The following is an 18,110-nucleotide window of genomic DNA, read 5'->3' on the forward strand; positions in this document are numbered from 1 at the left end:
CTGCCCGGAATTACAATAACAACCTCATTCCTGGCAACTGCATCCAGCGCTTTCCTGGCAAAAACATCTGCCGGCATAGGCTTAAATTTTTCAACAAATCGGCCAATCTGCCGCTTCGTTTGACTGTTTCATAAACCAAGGCTTCCACGGCAGCATAATCTACTACATTGAGTTCAGTCGCAACCGCGCTCCCGCCTTCCTCTCGAATGGCAGCAGCCACATCTTCCGCTAAATCAATCTGCCAAGTGCGGCACCAATTCCCGACGCGCCGCCGGTAATGATGGCGACAGCGCCATCAAATATACGAATGGTTTCCCTTGTCACTGTTAAAATCCCCTCACAAACCACGTTCAAGTCTTTTTTACTATTCACTGACAACAACTGCTCATGCTTAGCTTCCGCCCATGGTTACTTTTTACAAGAAAAACAGCAATCTTAAAATCATGCGGATCAGGCAATTTATGTTTTTTATACCGATAGTATATTAAATTCACCACGTGTATAGTATATGTTGTCATCTATTTCTTGTCAATAACTGGCTTTTTATGCCAGCATGCTGAAAGCACATTATAGCGTGTACTGCAGATAGTCAGACTGGCAAGGATTACCATAGGCAATATACATCTTACGTTCTTCGGGAACCATGATGAAAGACGCCAACGTTTCAGAATGATGCTCCGGTGAAAGATTCTGATTCGCATGCCGGCAGATCGCATCCGGATAGTTGTTATGGTCGGAAAGGATTTTCATCATAACTTCCGGCGTAATTTCCCCGTACTGAAGCTCCATAAGCCTCTTGATCCGGTTTACCCGCAAGTAGGTATCGGGAAAAATGGTATAACCCCAGTCCCCTTTTTGGAAACGTTCTGTAAGATAATGATTGGCATGTACCTGCATATCTTTATCGGGATGAAGGACATTAAAATCATCGTACGTACTTTCATAGCCGACAAGATCACCTTCCGAACTTGCCAGTTGATAATAACCGGTACCTCGCGCAACTTGGCATAGAACGCCCAACGCGTCCCCAATCTTTTCCTGTCGCATCACTTTGGGTAAATAGCAGCCATAGGGCAAACCGGCCCGGTAGTTTTCGCGTGGCGCAAGTGTTAAATTAGCACAAAGGCCAAACCCCCTGGAACTTAAAACATATTCGGCAACGCCGCCAAAGGATAATGCCAGTTGCCCCAAACCACTAGCATATCTCAGTTTCAGTAAGGCGACAGGAAAGTCGCTAAACCAGTCGATATTCTGACCCAGAATGGTTTTGCCGTCTTTTGTTGCCATGCCCGTCGCCGCAAAGGAAGTACACAGACTGGCAATCTTGCCGTAATACAGCAGTATTTCGAGCGAACATCTAAGATAAAAGGCTTCATCAAAATGAATACCTGCACCTTCAGCCTCACCTCGCAAAAAAGCAATAAGCTCCGGATCAAACGCTTCCGCCTGTGGCAGAAACTTGTGGGCATTAGCCAGGATATCCTCCCGGTTTATTTTGGCAAAATGCCTTAATTTATTTATGTTCATCTCCAGCGCTTTCGCCAGCTGGTCCCGGCATGCCTCCCCATATTGCCGTCCCATTTCATAGGAAGTGCCTTGACATTCCACGAAAGTAAGCATTTTTTTTCTTGCATTGTTTGCTCTCCTCCTTTACTTTTCTTTGATGCCAAACCAGAAATTTTGCCAGGCTATATCCACTCTTCTGGCATTTTCCTCTTCCGGGCGCTTAAAGGCAAGCAGCAATGCCAGCACGCCTTCCCGCAGACTATAGTAAGCGAACAGCACTTCCTCAGGTGGTGCTTTCCGCAGCAGGCCCTGATCAATACCTTCCCGGATGATTGCCATCAATTTCCGCCCGAGCTGCATTTCATTGCTGAATACCCGCGAAGCGAGTTCATCCTTTAAAAATGCCGGCGGGAAAAACAAGATGCGGTTCCATAATATTGCTGTTTCCATATCGCGGGTAGAATAAATAATATATTGCTTAAAAAGATAATATAATCTTTCCGGCGGGGCCATGCCTTCAGTTTCCGCAATTACTTGTTCCATATAACTCCGGTAGTCATTTTCCAGTTCACTATAGATGGATAAGAACAATTCCTCTTTACTGCTAATGTAAGCATACAATGTCGGCTTTTTTATGCCGACCCCCGCAGCAATCTGGTCCATTGTAGTGGCGTCATATCCGTTGACGGCAAAGAGCACCCGCGCTACTTCTTTTACTCTGTCTTTGGTTTGTTTGCTCATATGTTTCTCCTGAAAAAATTAATCTATCGACTAGTCGGTAGATTAATTTTACTGCAAAATAATGCTGATCGTCAATAGCAATGAAAAAAGCATTTTCTCAATGATCATTATTTAGCAGTTATATTCCTGCAGGAATATTGCCATATTTTTTAATGCCTTTTCGCTTAAGAAATTCTCGTCTATCAAACATCACGCCCATTGGATCCCAATATTTTGAATGCTGCATATGCAACTTTAAAATCAAAAGGTCTAACCTCAATACCAGCCTTATGTGCGGGAAATCGCGCCTATGGCCGCCCCGGCCACCCGCACCTACCAAGTGCGCATCAGTTTATTGAACCCACCGCCGGCAATCAAGTTAGGCATGACGGCCGCCGTATCCTTGACCAGTGGCGGCGATCAAACCACCGACCTGATTTCCATTCCCCTGGCGGCCATCTATCAAACCAATGATACGCCCAGTGTTTGGGTAGTGACTGATGGTATTGCCCATTTGCGGCCTGTTCAGATCGTCAATCTCGGTAATGACCATGTACAAGTGACCGGTCTCCGTCCGGGTGAAATCATCATCACGGCTGGCGTGCACAAACTCCGCAAAGGACAAAAAGTCCGGTTACCGGATGGTGTCCAACAATGAACACCTTTAATTTGGCCGAATGGAGCCTCAACCATAAACAACTAATTTACTATTTCATCACTGTCATTTTCCTGGGCGGACTGTTTGCCTACCAGAATCTCGGCCGGATGGAAGACCCTGATTTTACTATCCGCCAGATGGTCGTATCGGTGGCCTGGCCTGGCGCAACCGCCCGCCAGGTGGAAGAACAGGTGACCGATAAAATCGAAAAAAAATTGCAGGACACTCCGGGTCTGGACTATCTGAAAAGCTATTCGCTGCCCGGGCAATCCGTAATTTATGTATCCCTGAAAGAAGATACGGTTACCGCCGATAAGGTACAGCCCACCTGGCTGCAAGTGCGCAATATGGTCAATGACATCAAGGCCACCCTGCCGCAGGGCGTCGACGGCCCTTACTTCAATGACCAATTTGATGATGTGTTCGGCTGCATCTACGCGTTGACCGGCGATGGCTACAGCTACGAGGACCTACGGGAACGGGCGGAAACTATCCGCCGCACCTTGCTGACAGTGCCCAGTGTAAAAAAAGTCGATTTGCTGGGCGTACAGGCGGAAAAAATTTATATTGAAATCGAATCCGCCAAGTTAGCGCAATTGGGGCTTGCGCCATCTGACATTACCAGCGCCGTGCAGGCGCAAAACGCTATGACGGCAGCCGGCATGATCGAAACCGCTGCCGATAACGTCTATCTGCGTGTTCGGCATGTTTGAAAATATCGATGACCTGAAAAATTTACCGCTGCGTTCCAATGGGCGCACCTTCCGCCTTGGCGATATCGCCAAAATTGAACGCAAGTACATTGACCCGCCGGCAACGAAAATGTTTTACAACGGACAACCAGCCATCAGTCTGGCGCTTTCCATGGAAAAAGGCGGCAACATTCTTGCCCTGGGCAAATCCCTGGAACAAACCACAGCTCAAATCAAAAAAGAGCTACCGCTCGGGCTGGAACTAAATACCGTTACCAATCAACCCACTGTAGTCAAACAATCCATTGACGACCGACCCGTATCCGGTTATGCTCCGGATCAGCGGCCCGGATCACGACAAAGTCCGGGACATTGCCGGGAAAGCCAGAGACATCCTCGCCACTGACCCTAACCTTACCGATATCAGCTTAGACTGGAATGAAAAAAGTAAAGTCCTGCGCCTGGACATCGATCAGACTAAAGCCCGGGCGCTGGGTCTAGACAATCAGGTATTGACAGCCAGCCTTCAGACGCTGCTGTCAGGCGCGGCAGTTGGAGAGTTCCGAGAAAAAGATAAAACGGTCGGTATTGTGTTTCGCGTTGATCGTGACAGCCGCCAGGACCTATCCCGTCTTAAGGATCTAAGCATTCACATCGACGGCGGCCGCTTTGTGCCGCTGGATCAAATCGCCAAAATCCGCTATGAGGCCGAAGAAGGCATGATCTGGCGACGTGATTTAAAACCGACGATTACACTCCAGGCCGATACTGCGGAAGGTGTCTTGGGAGACGATGCGGCAATAGCTGCCTATGAACGATTAAAAGATCTCCGCACTTCCTTGCCGTCAGGCTACGATATCAAAATCGACGGTTCAGCAGAATCCAGTGAAAATGCTATGCGCTGGCTGCTTCAGCCTGTACCGGCCATGATAGTCCTCATAATTACCCTGCTCATGTTCCAGTTACACAACATTCCCAAGACGCTCATGACCTTGCTGACGGCACCACTAGGAATGATCGGCGTCACTCCGGCGCTCTTGCTAACCGGACGCCCGCTGGGGTTTGTCGTACAATTAGGCATTCTGGCGCTGGCCGGGATTATCATCAGAAACTCGGTTATACTGATTGATCAGATAGACCGGCATATCGATGCCGGCGAACCGCTGTGGGATGCGGTCATCCATGCAACCATCAGCCGGTTTCGCCCCATCATGCTCACGGCCGCGGCGGCGATCCTGGGCATGCTGCCGTTAGTATCCAGCATTTTCTGGGGCCCCATGGCTGTTGCCATTGCCGGCGGACTCTTTGCCGCTACCGTTTTGACTCTCATCGTTTTACCGGTCCTGTATGCAACCTGGTACAAGGTCAACCAGCCTATGAGAGATACTCCGATAAAATTTCTATTTAATACAAGTACTTAGCGGTTTATAATAGTAAGTAGTGTTAGCCCGAATTCCTTTACTTATCTACAACAAAACTATTAGAAAAATGCTTAAGGCAATTATCCACCTTGAGACAAACACAAAACATTTGCAACCGTTGGTGGCAATGGTAATTTGCGGGGTGATAAAATTGAAACATTTTTTGCTACTATACCTTGTTACCTGCATACTGGCCTTTATTCCAGCCACAGGCCATGCCGGTGCGAAAGAAGATTACCAGGAAGCCTATACGCTCTATCTTACAGCCGCTGCCAGCGCGGCGGTCTATAATGACCGGATCGGCGAACTGGCCAATCGCTATTTGGAACAGGATGGCTGGCAAATTGATCATTACGTTCAGGCGCAGGGCCATACTGGTGCCCGTTATCTGATTGCTCAAAAAAAAGACGTCCCTTACTACCTGGTGGCCATTGTCGGCACGGAAAATGATAAGGATATTAAAATTGACCTTAAAGTTGACAAAGTATATTTCGCCGGCAGTAATGAGGCGGAATTCGCTGCCAATGCTGCCAAAAAGGATGTTCCCGGTACCGAACCTAAAGTTCACAAGGGATTTAATCAATTTGTCCAGGCCGGACTATCAGCCGTTTTACGCAATCCCCGGCAAACCAGTCTCTCACTTCCCGAGTTGCTCGAGTCTGACAAAACCCGCAAATTGTACGTGACCGGACATAGTCTAGGCGGCGCAGCCGCTACCTTGGCCGGAGCCAGGCTTCTCAGTGCGGGCATCAGCCCGGAGCAGTTAACAATCATTACCTTCGGCGCGCCTGCTGTAGGCAACGATGCCTTTGCCGCTAAATTTGAGCCTATTCTCAATTTAACCCGTGTTGTCAATTCCGGTGATAAGATAACTGGTGCCTTGCAGACTCTGGTAGGCGGCTATCGGCAGTTTGGCCGGAAAATTAAATGGCAGCCGCCTGATACGGCAGATGACGCCCACCAACTAACGGCCTATATCGATGCGGCGATAAAAAATTATTATGACAAACGCCGTTTAGCTCTTGCAGCCGGAGTACAGCTTCCACTCCCGTCTATCGACAAACAAAAAAATCCGGGACGTATTTATATTGCCCCGCTCGTCAATAACCTTCCTGCCGAGTTGGCGGCAGACTATTTATACATGCAGGAAGCATTGCTGAACGAATATCAACAAACATTACCGGACTATGTCATAGCTAATAATCAGACTGACTGGCAGCAACCGGCCAGTGCCACCGGTAGCCGGTGGGCCATTGTCTCTGAAGTCAGCGCCATGCGTATCAAACAAGAAAAGAACACGTACCACATCACGTTAACGCAAACTGTTTATGATGTCACTACCGGCACCGTAACCGCTACTGCCACTTTCTCAACGGCAACCTACAACCTGACTCCCCTGGAAGCTTTCATTCACACTTTCAAAGGGATGCATGCTCATTTGACAGATCAATTTGCAAAAGCAAGTTAATGTTTTGATCATGACTGGAAAAATATTCTGTGGTCATATAGTTCTCGTACTCACTCAATTGCGGCCTTTATTGTTAACGAATATCTCTTGTCTCCTTTTTCGTGCTGTCTCAGCTATAAAATACATCAGCGACCACAGCCTTCAAGTTGGAAAGCCACAGACCAATGCTTTACCCAAACTGCAATAAAATAAATATCCCCCGGCATTAGTCGGGGGGGATATTTGCTCGGACATTTTGACATTTTGTCACTAGCCATGACTAACAACGTTTCTATAAACTCTCACAATGGAGCGATGCATAATGAAAATTGATTTGTCCGTTACTGTTACCGAAGAAATTCTAAATTTAATGGTGAATATGACTGCCGCTGGTCAAATACCCCCTGTCGCTAAATTCGGCCATATCGGCACCCACTTCGACGCTATGGACAAAAAGTTTTCCCTGGAGAATACTGAGAGAAATGGAAAATTATTTGATGTCAGCCACGTAAAAGGAAGAGATATTGAAGCTGGTGATATCCATATAGACGAAATTACCGAACACGATTTTATTATGTTCTATACGGGGTACTTAAAAGAAAAAAAGTATGGAACTCCCGAATATTGTCAAAGCCATCCCGAACTATCAAATGCGCTAATAAGCGATCTTATAAATAAAAAGGTGAGCATGATTGGTATTGACTTTGCCGGTATCCGTAAGCCTGCCGAACATCACCGGGCTGACCAGTATTGTGCCGATCACGGTGTCTTTGTGATTGAAAATCTGGCGAATCTGGAGACATTGCTTGCAGCGGCTAAAGGTCAGACATTTATAGTACATACTTATCCTGTCAACTATGAAGGGCTGACGGGATTACCCTGCCGGGTTGTTGCCGAAATTTAGTGACTCTCCGGATTGTCCCCTTTCGCAGTTTCCGCGCCGTCTATGATCATCACATAGCCCTGGGTGCCATCTACCCGGATCTTTTGCCCGTCTTTGATCAACGTAGTTGCATCATCAACCCCTACTACCGCCGGAATGCCATATTCACGGGCTACAACCGCCCCGTGGGTCATCAAGCCTCCCACTTCGGTAATAATGGCAATTGCCGATTGAAACAAGGGGGTCCAGCCAGGGTCGGTATGCGGCGCAACCAGAATCTCGCCTTCACGCAAAACCGCATTTTCCGGCCGGAAAATGACGCGGGCTATCCCTTCAGCGACTCCTGCCGAAACTGGACTGCCAATAAGCGTCCCCTCCGCAATAGGACCTCGGCGCGCAGGAACCACCACAATTTCTCCCTCACTTGTCATTACGCGTGGCGATTTTAGACTTTGATGCCATTGATACTGTTCCTTGCGCTTAGCGATCAATTCGGACGCGTTCACCGTCAAATTACCTTCCAATACTTGGATTAATTCTTCCAGGCTCAAAAAGTAGACATCTTCCGCCTGCATTAAAACCCCTTTTTGCACAAGCCCGGTCGCTTCCGCCAGAATCGCTTTTTTGCATTCACCCATTACACTGATAAGCAAGTATTTGTGGTGCTCCCGCAAGCCCCCCATATTACGAAACACAGTAATCAGGCGGGTTAGAATCTTTTTTGGAAAATAGGTTCCTTCAGCCACGTCCATAATACGCCGTGCAGCCGCTTCCGCCTCTTTTTCGCCTTCGGCAAAACGCTGCCGGTGTTCACCAGATTGCAGGCTTTGTATATGACTGAAGAGCGCCGCTACCAATTGTGTCGGAGCTTCATACCAGCGGAGATTGGTTAAGTCGATTTCACCCGGGCATCTCATGCCGTAATTGCCGATAAAAGTTTCAAAAGCCTGCCGGAACTGTTTGCCGCCAGGAATCCGTTCAAGCCCTGCATAAAAGGTTTGATCGACAGCGGTTTTGAGGTATGTCTGCACGTCGGGAAGTTCTCTAAGCATATCGGCCAGGTCACCGAGCTCCAATCCCATTTTGCTGGTAACATTCCCGGGAAGCGACTTATTTAGCTTGTTAAGCTCCGTGGTATCTTTGAACCTGCGGACAATTATTTTTTTCAGCAGAGCATTGGCGATAATCCCTGGAGCAACATAAGGTATGACCCTGTTTAAAACCTCCGGCAGCAAGCTAGCTAATTGCTGATAAATTTCTTTTATCCGTTCGGCTCCTCGTACCCGGCCAATGGCCTGCTTAGTCTGTTTCATTCTTGCCTGCATGAAGTTTTCGACCTGGGATTTAGCAAGTTTTGGATCGCCGGAACGAAGATTGGTCCACACTTTTTTTATGATGGGGCCTACAACTCTTCGAACAGCAGCGAGGCCATTGACATTTACTGCTTGGTGCCCTTCAAAAAACTCCGGACGTTTAATGATGGCCTCTACGGCCCGGCTCATGGCTTCGTCGGCGTTGGTCAATAGTTTTGGGAAAACGAACCGCGCAATTTTGTAATGAAGCAGGTCGGTGATATCGATAAAGACCCTTCCGCCTGCCTCCTTGAATATATTAGCCGGAAATATGGTTCGCAGCACCGATAAACCTAAAGGCTTCATGGCGTCGGTCGCCATTTGCACATGCCGAAGGATAACAGCACCCGTAGCGGCTGCTGCGGAATGTCCGGCAGGGGGTACAGCGTGGTGATGGGGCGGCTCTGGACGATAAAAAACTCACCATTGGCCATACAAAACTCGATGTCCTGCGGTTTGCCATAGTGTCGCTCGATTTTTTTCCCTAACGCGGCCAGGTCCCTAATTTGGTGATCGGTGAGGGCTTGCGTCGCTTGTTGCGCCGGTGACAATTCGTGGGTAACTGTACCGCCGTCAGGCAAGGAATAAATGGCTAACTTTTTGTGTGATATCTGCTTACTGATGACTCTATCATGTTTTACTTTGTAGAGGTCGGCGGATACCAGCCGGACACCAGGGCTTCTCCCAGGCCGAAGCTGGCGTCTATGGAAACGACAGTGCGATTTCCGCTAACTGGGTCGGCCGTAAACTTTAAATCAACACCAATCCTGATGAATTTTAAATACTAGTCAAGCTGAATCTATCGAATATTTTTACACGTGTTTCAATTCGTATACGCCTGTGAACAAATTTTCGTTTTGTTTTTAAGGACGTTAACTTCTTCATCTTCACTTTATTATCTTAGCTCGCCACCTAGCCCGCTAGTGGCACCAAGCGTCTCACCGGCGCGATCCTCCTGCTTTCGCCCATACGGAGATTTTTCCTGTTTATCCATACTAAGTCAGGCGGCGCGCCGAAACCGGGTTACCCTGATTGCCGGCCTCAGCCTGCAGGAGAAACGGCTGCGCAATGCCGCTCTGGTATTTGCCCCGGACGGTTCTCTGATTCAGTCGTATAATAAGCAGCATTTGCTTTCCCCCTATGAAAACAGCTACACTCCCGGCAAAGACCTTGCATTACTGGAAACCGGCGCAACCGCCAGCGCCGGAATTGTCATCTGCAAGGATATGGACTTTCTTTTGCCATCAAGGGAATACAGCCAGCAGGGGACCGGTCTCCTGCTGGTGCCTGCTCTGGACTTTCATACTGACGGCTGGCTGCACGCCCGTATAGCTATTCTACGCGGCGTGGAAGAAAATGTCGCCGTAGTCCGCGCCGCACAGTGGGGATTACTCACGGTCAGCGACAGCCGCGGCCGTCTGCAGGGAACAGTACCAGTCAGCAATCAGGATGAAACCAGCCTACTTGCCAAAGTTCAGCTGGGCAGCGGTTATTCTCTGTACAGCCTGCAGGGGGACTGGCTGGCCTGGCTCTGCTTGTTCGGAACGTCTCTGGCCCTCTTCCGGCTTAAGAGAAAATGATAAAACAACGCACTCCACCCTGATCCGATGATTCCTTCTTCTGAATGTCTGGATTCCACGGCAGTTCACATCTCGCATGCTTGTGGAAAATACAAAAATTCGCATGGAAAATACATTAGGGATTATCAATACAAGAAAATGATTTTCCGTCCTTCATGGCGAATATCTCCTTAAAAGTATTAATTGAGGAGTGATTCGTGATGAAACGATATACTACCACCACCCAAACGCCGATGTCCATTAAAATTGCCCACACCTATCTAAAACGGCTTGGGTTTGTTGAGTTTATCAATAAACATGTGAAATGGGATGAAAAACAAGTTAATCTTACCCCGGGACAATCAAGTAGTAGTATATTGTGATAATGATAATATAACAGAAAAGTTAGTTGCGGAAGTTCAAAAATCGGGTGTTTGCTGGCTAGGAGGGGCAAAGTGGTTAGGTAAATCTGTTATGAGGATAAGTGTATGCTCATATAAAACCAGCTATGATGATTCTAAGGCAGCGGGTACTCTTCAGGTTCGACAAAGAAAAACGGCGAATCTCCAATCCGCCGCCTTGCAAATCTTCCGCTATTATTGCGCTAGTTTTATCATGGCTTCCGCAAGTATTTTTGTTGCTAACATCAATTCATCTAAATCAAGTTTTTCGTCAGCCTCATGTTCACCTTTAGAAATTCCTCCAGGAAAGGCCATACCAAACGCCACAGTATTAGGCATTGTTTTTGCATAAGTACCGCCACCTGTAGTCATAGGTGCTACGTCTTTGCCAAAATGCCGACAAAAAATTTCAGTCAATGTCGTGACCAAAAAGCTGTCTTTAGGATAATATAGAGGCTGGGTAATTTCGGGTATTTCCAATTTTAGTCCTAAAGCAGTTGTAGCTGCTTTGATTTTTTCCACTATAGTTTCCGGGTTCACAGTTACTGGTACACGGATGTCACAGCCAACTTCCCCATTCCCATTCTTCAAGGTAATCCGTGAAAAATTCAAGGTCATTGTCTATAAGTGGCTATATTTTTTAGTTCGCAAATACCATTAGGTTCACATGCTACCACACAGACACTCCTTAAATCACCATCATATAGAGCAAACATATCCCCGTGGTCTAAGTACCTATCAATCATGTCTTCTTGTTCATCCGCCAATAATAGTAAATCAAGAAATTGAATTTCATATATTTATATAAATCTGCTTCTGAAGCAAAACTTAGCGGCCTGCAATGTAAATTCTTTCGAATTTCTTTCAAATTAACTCGCTTATTTTTGTGAAGCACTATTAAAAAATATCTTTGCTTTTTATCATCCCGAATAAATAGATTTTTAACTATTGCCTCTTTATTGTCGATATTCAATTTATCCATGTCTTCTATGGTATATACTGCTGGATATTCAATGACATCGTATGAGATATTCATACGTCCCATTACATCAAAAATTTTCTTACGAATATTCATGCTCTGGTTTCCTCCTTTTAGACACGAGATAAATTTATGGGTTAATACCCCTCATAGCCTTTAATACACCCACCAAAGGGTGAATCCTGTCCAATGTAACGGTAAAAACACCCCTGTCAAACAGACCGACTAATTCATCGGCATAGCAGGGCAGGTCTGTCCCCGGTCCGTAGCCGATTTGATCGTACTGGTTGGCATAGTTTTCCGGATCATCAAAAAACATGAGATCGCCGATAACAATCATCTCCAAATTATCGCCAGCAAGGTTGATCATCTTATCCAGAGCCTTTTTTTTATCGACATGCTTTAAATGATGTAATGCATAGTTGCTGATGATCTTGTTGATTTTCATCTTATCCAGGGGAAATTCTCTTTCCGGGGTTATAAAATCTCCTATATAAAATTCCAAGTTGGCGCAGCCGGCCTTTTTTAATTGATCGTTGGCCTTTTGAACCATTCCAGAACTTATATCGATTCCTATACCCCTTTTTATCATACCTGCTAATTCGATTAACTGGGTCCCCGTTCCACAACCGATGTCCAGTATGATATCGGTTAAAGCAGGCGCTACTAATTGTGAGACCCTATCGGCGGAGAGTTTTCTATATTTGATGGAATCGGTTTGATAATGTTCACTTCCTTTATCGAATCTTGAGATTGTTACATCGTTTGTCATGGCATGCATCTCCATTCATTTAGGTTTGTCTATTCACAACTATAAAGATACCTGTAATCATGCATTTAACCTTCCTCGCGAAAATACCAAATATATTGCAATAGATAAAATAATTAGAATCATTGAAGTACTGTATATGTAAGTAAAGCCAAAAGCTTGAGCCACACTACCCCAAATAACAGAGCCAATGATTAGTCCTATGTCCATAGCACATAAAAATGTGGCATTAGCCACTCCGCGTCTTTCCACCGGCGCAAGTGATATAACCAACGCGTTTAGGGTAGGTTGAACCGCACCATGGCCGCTGCCGTAAACCACAGCGGCCACAAGAAACAGCGGGAACGACCTAGCTACAGATAACAGGTACAGGCCAACTGCCAATAAAACCATGCCCGGTATCAATACTTTGTTATTTCCATGCCGGTCGGCAACTCGACCTGATACCAACCTGACAAATATCGTAGACAGTGCGGTAACTACAAAAAACAGCCCGATATTGGCAATGCCTTGCTCACTCGCATAAGCGGGCAGAAAGATTCCTATAGTGGAGTAGGTCATCATAACGATAAAAAACAAAAAAGACGGCCAAATCACCTTTTTTTCAAAAACCGTTGATTTTGTAATTTGCCCCACACTATGTTCAAGTTTATTAATAATCGGAGCTTCTACTCTCGTCTGAGTATGATAGTATCTGTTTTCCCAAAAGCCCGTAAGTAATGCCAACACGATACATACCGCTGAAAAAAGAAAAAGTGCTGTGTGATTATAATACTCCATCAAGTATAATCCCAAGCCAGGACCGACAGCTACAGCACTTGACATTGAGATGCCAAAAAGGCCCATTCCCTCGGTTCTGCGGGCGGCTGGGATCAGGTCAGAAGCTAGGGTGCTAACTGATGTGGTGGTTGCGCTCCAACTTATTCCGTGTATCGCTCTCAGCGCTAGTAACAAAATTATGGAATACGCGGCCGCATTGTAAGAGATGATTGTCAGCAACAACAAAGAAAGACCCGCAAGCATAATCGGCCTTCTTCCTTTCCGATCCAGCAATCCGCCAATTTTTAGACGAGAAATAAAACCGGTTAGAGAATAAATACCGGTTACCAGTCCCGCCATGATTTTATTTCCTCCAATATGTAAGACATGTAAAGGTAATGTTGACATAAGCATGAAGTTGCCAAAGTAGGCTAGAAAATTTGTAAATATGGTAAGAACGAATGACATTGTCCATAAGCTCTCCATAACGGCTGTGCCCGTATTTCCGCTATGCATCTTTTTCAAAATAAATGCACTTCCCTTCACCAGTATTGCCTTTCATTGTAATACTAGGAAGGAAATTATATCTGTAAACTATTTTACACCCACATTTGGCAAATTATTGTCATCGAATGACAAAGGACTGCGAAAAATGGGCTTACAAATCAACTACACATTTGCGTTTTAAAACATAATATCCTTGATTCTTGCAAATATAGTCACTTTCTATAAGCTGCTGTAAAACTCGTGAAACCATAACCCGGGAAGCACCTATACTCGCCGCAATCTCCTGTTGCGTCAAGTATAGCTTAATTAACGTGCCTTCATTACAAGATTGTCCATATTCTCGTGCCAGCCGGATAAATAAACTTACTATTTTTTCTTGCGTTGTTTGCGTACTGAATTCGGCAAATCGTTCCCAGGTATCATGTAAACGCTTGCCAAGGTTTCTAATGATCTGTATGGCAAGCTCAGGATGGCTTTCAATAACATTTTCAAATGCCTGACGGTCAAGGCAACAGATTTTTGCCTCTTCTAATGCAATTGCTGAGTTGGCTAAAACGATGTCTTCTTTAAATAAAGCGGCTTCGCCGATCACTTCACCCGGTCCAACAATCTGAGTGATCATCTCTTCCCCCTGTTGCGTTACACTAACCAGTTTGAAGCTGCCGTCTTTGAGAAAGTATATGGTATCAGCCGGATCTCCCTGTCGGAACAAATATTCTCCTTTTTTCTTTAAATATTTGCGCATGGCATGACAAAACAAACGAAATGAAACCATATCAATCCCGAAAAAAACAGGAGTATCATGTAAACATAGGTATTTTCCTTTTCCCATAACCTCATCCTTAATTAGAAAATAATAAATACACAGTGTTCCTATCCAGGAGAAAAGCAAATGAAAAAACTCCTAATCAAGTTGAAAACTTTACATCAACCAATATTTTTTAGAATTTATTTTAATTGAAACTAGATTAATGTGTTAATCACTTTTAGTACATCATTCAAAGCACGTACATCATGTGTACGGATATAGTCTACGCCCATATAACTTAGATAAATTTCTGCTCCTAAAGTAGCTGGCCCTCTCTCATTTACTTTGCGATTGGTGATGTCACCTAAAAATGATTTTCGAGAAACTCCAACAAGGATTGGTAATTTAAAATATTCCTTCAACTGTTTTATATTTTTTAAAACATAAATTGAAGATTCCGGATTAGATCCTAAGAAATTTCCCATCCCCGGATCTAAAATCATTCGTTCCAATGAAATACCTGAATTTTGAAGCGTCTTAATACGTTCGATAAAAAAAGTGACCATTCCCTTAAATACTTTTTCGGGTTCAGTTTCAACAATTGTAGCCGGACCAAAACGCTGGACGGAATGCATTATAATGAGTTTACAATTAGCTTCTGCTAAATCAGAATAAATTTCAGCATGAGGAAACCCCTGGATATCATTTATATAATGAACATTATTCTTTAAAACATATTTTTGAACTTCAGGCTTAAAAGTGTCTATTGAAATCGGAATCTTTTGCGATAGCAAAGAATTAACCACCGGTTTTAGACGATTAATTTCTTCTTGCGGCTTCACTTCTTTTGTTACAGTATTGCTGGAAGCAGCCCCTAGATCGATGATATCAGCGCCATCTTCCACAAGCTGAAGAGATTTTTCTATAGCTTTGTTTGTAGATAAAGTCCACCATCCGAAAAACTGTCGTCAGTAATATTTACAACTCCTAATATTTTTGGGGTAGATATTTTCACAAAAACCTCTCCATGCTCACGTTGCGCGCTTCATATATAAATATCTACTGAACGAACACAGTATTTTCACCACTAATCACAAACATTGTTGCAAGACTCCTATCAATATCGACTCATGTCTTTATTCCCAGTAAATCTGCGAGTTGTGGAAAAAAGTCTATACCTGCATGAAGAGCTATTAATAAATACATATTCTTGAACTTAGACCAAAGAAGTCCGAAAATAAGACCTACTATAAATACAGGAAATACCGTCCCCATCATCACTGATAATACATTCCCCGCCACGCCTTCCATGTCGTTAGATAAAATAAATCGTGATGGGAAATGAAACAGGGCAAACGCTATACTTGAACAAACTACGCCTATCGTACTACCGAAAAGTTCTTCGATTCGCGTTTGTAAAATAACCCTATAAAAGATTTCTTCCGGGATAGCCGCCGTGAGTAGAGGAATAAAAAACGAAATCAACACCATCATTATATTTATATGGTCTCTTACATCAATAATCCTCCGAAGATAGCTGTGATTAATAAGCAGCCCAACCGTCAAAAAGAATACTGTGGCAATAACATTCTTTTCCTTACTTTGAAACTTCCATTGAAGTAATGATGATAGATGATAACCTCTATTGCAGTATATAAAAAGTGGAACAACCAGAAGAAATATTATTTTAGCGAATAACACATACCATAAATCATTGCCGAATTCGTGGCAGCCAAATAAAGGGATCGGATAGTTTTTTATTAACAGCGAGCATATCCAGATAATGATGCAGTAGAATCCCGCATAGCTTCCAAATATCAGCAGTTCCGTTTCCGGATGGATAATAGCTGTTTGTTCCACTGAAAATTCAGTTTGTATCAATTTTATATCCCCTTCACATCCCTGAATTGATACTTGTCTCAACCTGCGGCGTGTTGCGAAAAAGGCTCACACATAGCTTTACCTTGTTAATGATCAATTAATGTTACGGGAAAGGTTCCTCACGGGAACAGATGACATGACGTATTGTCGAAGCATTATCGTTTTATTTACGAAACTCCAAGACCGACGTGGAAATGCCGGAAGTATTTTGGTCTGGAGACGTTCCTAAAATGTAATCAAAGACTATTGCTGGGTTGTGTTGACTTTTAATCTTCCATACAGAAGGTGGTCAGTATCTACCAACGACAGATATCCTTTCCTTGTTTATTTATAGTTTCACTTTCTTGGGCACCGCATCGGCTCCAATGTTCATTTTATAATTCAGATTTTTTGTTGTTTCCCGGAATTCGTCTTTGACCTTTTCTACTAAACCACTGTCGGTCATCAATTCATAACACGCGCCCGCCAGTGTTTTCGACGCAAATAGCATGCCGTTAAAACCGATGTTAGAGCCTGTACATGCCGTAGCCTGCCAGGTGTGTGTAAACACACCTATAGGCCATGTGGCGCAGTAAACGGCTCCCAACGGGAATAACCAGCTTGGATCTGCATCTCCCGAGACAGGAAATACGTCGCAGTTGGTTTTGGATACTACCTTGTCCATCAAGACCTTATCATAATATTCGGGTGGAATCTGGAACGCCTGCGCACCCCTGAGTTTCTGCTCGGGCGTAAATTGGTCGGTAAGTTTTTCAGCAAAGGCGTAATCCTCCTCCGTAAAGGCCGGGCCACCCCCCAGTTCGTTCATATTCTTTACGAACAAATCAGCAATCGTCTGATTCACTATTACTTCATTTCCTCCGCCAAGGACCTCAACGTTTTCCAACATGGTCCCCGTCATCATCGCCGCCCCTTTTGCCACTTCCACAAGACGTTGAAACGCCTCATCCAGTTGTGTCCGTTTGGGAGCCCGCATCATATACCAGGACTGGCATCTGTCCGGCACGGTGTTTGGAGCGATTCCATTGCCTAAGATTGAGTAATGAAACATGACCTCGCGCGGAAGATGCTCACGCAGATAATTTGCACCCACGTTCATCAATTCAACCGCGTCCAGCGCGCTGCGTCCCATATGCGCCTGAGGTGCATGGGCGGTGAGCCCTCTGAAGCTGAACAGCACGGAAGTGGCCGCCAGACACGGCACCCGCCAGGGGGTGTTGTTAGAAGATGGGTGCCAATACAGTAGTGCGTCGCAATTGTCGAAATATCCGTCTCGTAGCATAAATAGCTTTCCTATAAGTTCCTCCTCCGCCGGGCATCCATAATAACGAACGGTGCCCTTGAGTTCTCCCCGTTCTATCGCCTCTTTGATGGCTATGGCGGCACCGACGCCGGCCACACCCAGCAGGTTGTGACCGCAGCCATGTCCGTGACCGCCTTCCACCCGTACCTTTCTATCTGGCGCAGAATCCTGCGACAGACTTTCGAGCGCATCATATTCTCCCAGAATGCCGATAACCGGTTTTCCCTCCCCGTATTCGGCGATAAGCGCCGTAGGCATGCCTTTCAGGCCAAGCGATACCTTTAGTCCCGCCTCTTCCAATACCTTGGCCTGCAGCTTTGAAGCAAATACTTCCTCCAGTGAAACCTCGGGATTTTCCCAGATATCCCGCGCCATTTTTTTCAACATCTGACTATTTTCATCAATGTTGCTCCAAACTTTTTGCTTTAGCATAGTGACCCTCCTTGTAAATACATTGAGGTTGATTAGGTTAACCAGTTATTATTCTTTCTTTCGTTCCCGATCTACTCATGCTTCGCTCACCTA

General features: G+C 45.2%; 17 protein-coding genes and 3 pseudogenes. 6 read left to right on the top strand and 14 right to left on the bottom strand.

The genetic code is table 11. From position 1 onward, the window contains the following. Window positions 1-10 precede the first annotated feature (10 nt). The 4 genes from BLR65_RS21685 to BLR65_RS21695 form a co-directional block, all read right to left on the bottom strand. Window positions 11-220, bottom strand: a complete 210-nt coding sequence (locus BLR65_RS21685) for a Rossmann-fold NAD(P)-binding domain-containing protein (protein WP_093796269.1) — start codon at window positions 218-220, stop codon at window positions 11-13. Between the two features lie 8 nt (window positions 221-228). Continuing rightward, window positions 229-372, bottom strand: coding sequence for a hypothetical protein (locus tag BLR65_RS30000; protein WP_169716927.1), 144 nt, complete (start codon window positions 370-372; stop codon window positions 229-231). Between the two features lie 195 nt (window positions 373-567). Continuing rightward, window positions 568-1,620 (bottom strand): C45 family autoproteolytic acyltransferase/hydrolase, encoded by a 1,053-nt coding sequence (locus BLR65_RS21690; protein WP_093796270.1) that lies wholly within the window; start codon window positions 1,618-1,620, stop codon window positions 568-570. A 30-nt stretch (window positions 1,621-1,650) separates the two neighbouring features. Continuing rightward, window positions 1,651-2,247 (bottom strand): TetR/AcrR family transcriptional regulator, encoded by a 597-nt coding sequence (locus BLR65_RS21695; protein WP_093796271.1) that lies wholly within the window; start codon window positions 2,245-2,247, stop codon window positions 1,651-1,653. 271 nt (window positions 2,248-2,518) lie between these two features. Between BLR65_RS21695 and BLR65_RS21700 the strand changes: the two genes are divergently transcribed. The 4 genes and pseudogenes from BLR65_RS21700 (at window position 2,519) to BLR65_RS21715 (ending at window position 7,348) form a co-directional block, all read left to right on the top strand. After that, a complete protein-coding gene (locus BLR65_RS21700; RefSeq protein ID WP_483881000.1) occupies window positions 2,519-2,884 on the top strand; it encodes an efflux RND transporter periplasmic adaptor subunit in 366 nt (121 codons plus the stop codon). Further along, window positions 2,881-4,997, top strand: a pseudogene (locus BLR65_RS21705) (efflux RND transporter permease subunit). The gene BLR65_RS21700 and the pseudogene BLR65_RS21705 overlap by 4 nt, the downstream one beginning before the upstream one ends. A gap of 142 nt (window positions 4,998-5,139) precedes the next feature. Further along, window positions 5,140-6,465, top strand: coding sequence for a lipase family protein (locus BLR65_RS21710; RefSeq protein ID WP_425441021.1), 1,326 nt, complete (start codon window positions 5,140-5,142; stop codon window positions 6,463-6,465). A 301-nt stretch (window positions 6,466-6,766) separates the two neighbouring features. Further along, window positions 6,767-7,348: a cyclase family protein gene (locus BLR65_RS21715; protein WP_093796272.1), complete on the top strand. Its 582-nt coding sequence runs from the start codon at window positions 6,767-6,769 to the stop codon at window positions 7,346-7,348. Here the strand turns inward: BLR65_RS21715 and BLR65_RS21720 are convergent. After that, window positions 7,345-9,000 carry a PEP-utilizing enzyme gene (locus BLR65_RS21720; RefSeq protein WP_245692974.1) on the bottom strand — a complete coding sequence of 552 codons (1,656 nt, stop codon included), beginning with the start codon at window positions 8,998-9,000 and terminating at the stop codon, window positions 7,345-7,347. The genes BLR65_RS21715 and BLR65_RS21720 overlap by 4 nt on opposite strands. Beyond that, window positions 8,982-9,451, bottom strand: a pseudogene (locus BLR65_RS31635) (PEP/pyruvate-binding domain-containing protein). The gene BLR65_RS21720 and the pseudogene BLR65_RS31635 overlap by 19 nt, the downstream one beginning before the upstream one ends. Window positions 9,452-9,602: 151 nt before the next feature. On the opposite strand from BLR65_RS31635, the gene BLR65_RS21725 reads away from it, so the two are divergent. Both BLR65_RS21725 and BLR65_RS30005 read left to right on the top strand, forming a co-directional pair. Continuing rightward, a complete protein-coding gene (locus BLR65_RS21725; protein ID WP_169716928.1) occupies window positions 9,603-10,259 on the top strand; it encodes a nitrilase-related carbon-nitrogen hydrolase in 657 nt (218 codons plus the stop codon). A 200-nt stretch (window positions 10,260-10,459) separates the two neighbouring features. Next, complete coding sequence (locus tag BLR65_RS30005; protein WP_169716929.1) at window positions 10,460-10,621, top strand: hypothetical protein; 162 nt, start codon at window positions 10,460-10,462, stop codon at window positions 10,619-10,621. Between the two features lie 213 nt (window positions 10,622-10,834). Here BLR65_RS30005 and BLR65_RS21730 read toward each other — a convergent pair whose 3' ends face one another. From BLR65_RS21730 to BLR65_RS21770, 8 genes and pseudogenes are all read right to left on the bottom strand, one after another. After that, the gene (locus BLR65_RS21730; protein WP_169716930.1) at window positions 10,835-11,161 is read right to left on the bottom strand and encodes a M20/M25/M40 family metallo-hydrolase; all 327 of its coding nucleotides are present in this window, start codon (window positions 11,159-11,161) and stop codon (window positions 10,835-10,837) included. A 220-nt stretch (window positions 11,162-11,381) separates the two neighbouring features. After that, window positions 11,382-11,714, bottom strand: a complete 333-nt coding sequence (locus BLR65_RS21740; RefSeq protein ID WP_093796275.1) for a YbaK/EbsC family protein — start codon at window positions 11,712-11,714, stop codon at window positions 11,382-11,384. A 34-nt stretch (window positions 11,715-11,748) separates the two neighbouring features. Then, the gene (locus BLR65_RS21745) at window positions 11,749-12,390 is read right to left on the bottom strand and encodes a class I SAM-dependent methyltransferase (protein ID WP_169716931.1); all 642 of its coding nucleotides are present in this window, start codon (window positions 12,388-12,390) and stop codon (window positions 11,749-11,751) included. Between the two features lie 57 nt (window positions 12,391-12,447). After that, window positions 12,448-13,662, bottom strand: coding sequence for an MFS transporter (locus BLR65_RS21750; RefSeq protein ID WP_342741403.1), 1,215 nt, complete (start codon window positions 13,660-13,662; stop codon window positions 12,448-12,450). 142 nt (window positions 13,663-13,804) lie between these two features. Continuing rightward, window positions 13,805-14,485: a Crp/Fnr family transcriptional regulator gene (locus BLR65_RS21755; protein WP_093796294.1), complete on the bottom strand. Its 681-nt coding sequence runs from the start codon at window positions 14,483-14,485 to the stop codon at window positions 13,805-13,807. A gap of 131 nt (window positions 14,486-14,616) precedes the next feature. Further along, window positions 14,617-15,410: pseudogene (gene folP, locus BLR65_RS21760) on the bottom strand (dihydropteroate synthase). A gap of 119 nt (window positions 15,411-15,529) precedes the next feature. Further along, window positions 15,530-16,282: a CPBP family intramembrane glutamic endopeptidase gene (locus BLR65_RS21765; RefSeq protein WP_093796279.1), complete on the bottom strand. Its 753-nt coding sequence runs from the start codon at window positions 16,280-16,282 to the stop codon at window positions 15,530-15,532. A 328-nt stretch (window positions 16,283-16,610) separates the two neighbouring features. After that, complete coding sequence (locus BLR65_RS21770; protein WP_093796280.1) at window positions 16,611-18,017, bottom strand: amidohydrolase; 1,407 nt, start codon at window positions 18,015-18,017, stop codon at window positions 16,611-16,613. Window positions 18,018-18,110: the final 93 nt, after the last annotated feature.

Origin of the sequence: Sporomusa acidovorans (genome assembly GCF_900101845.1) — a bacterium.
Lineage (GTDB): Bacteria > Bacillota > Negativicutes > Sporomusales > Sporomusaceae > Sporomusa > Sporomusa acidovorans.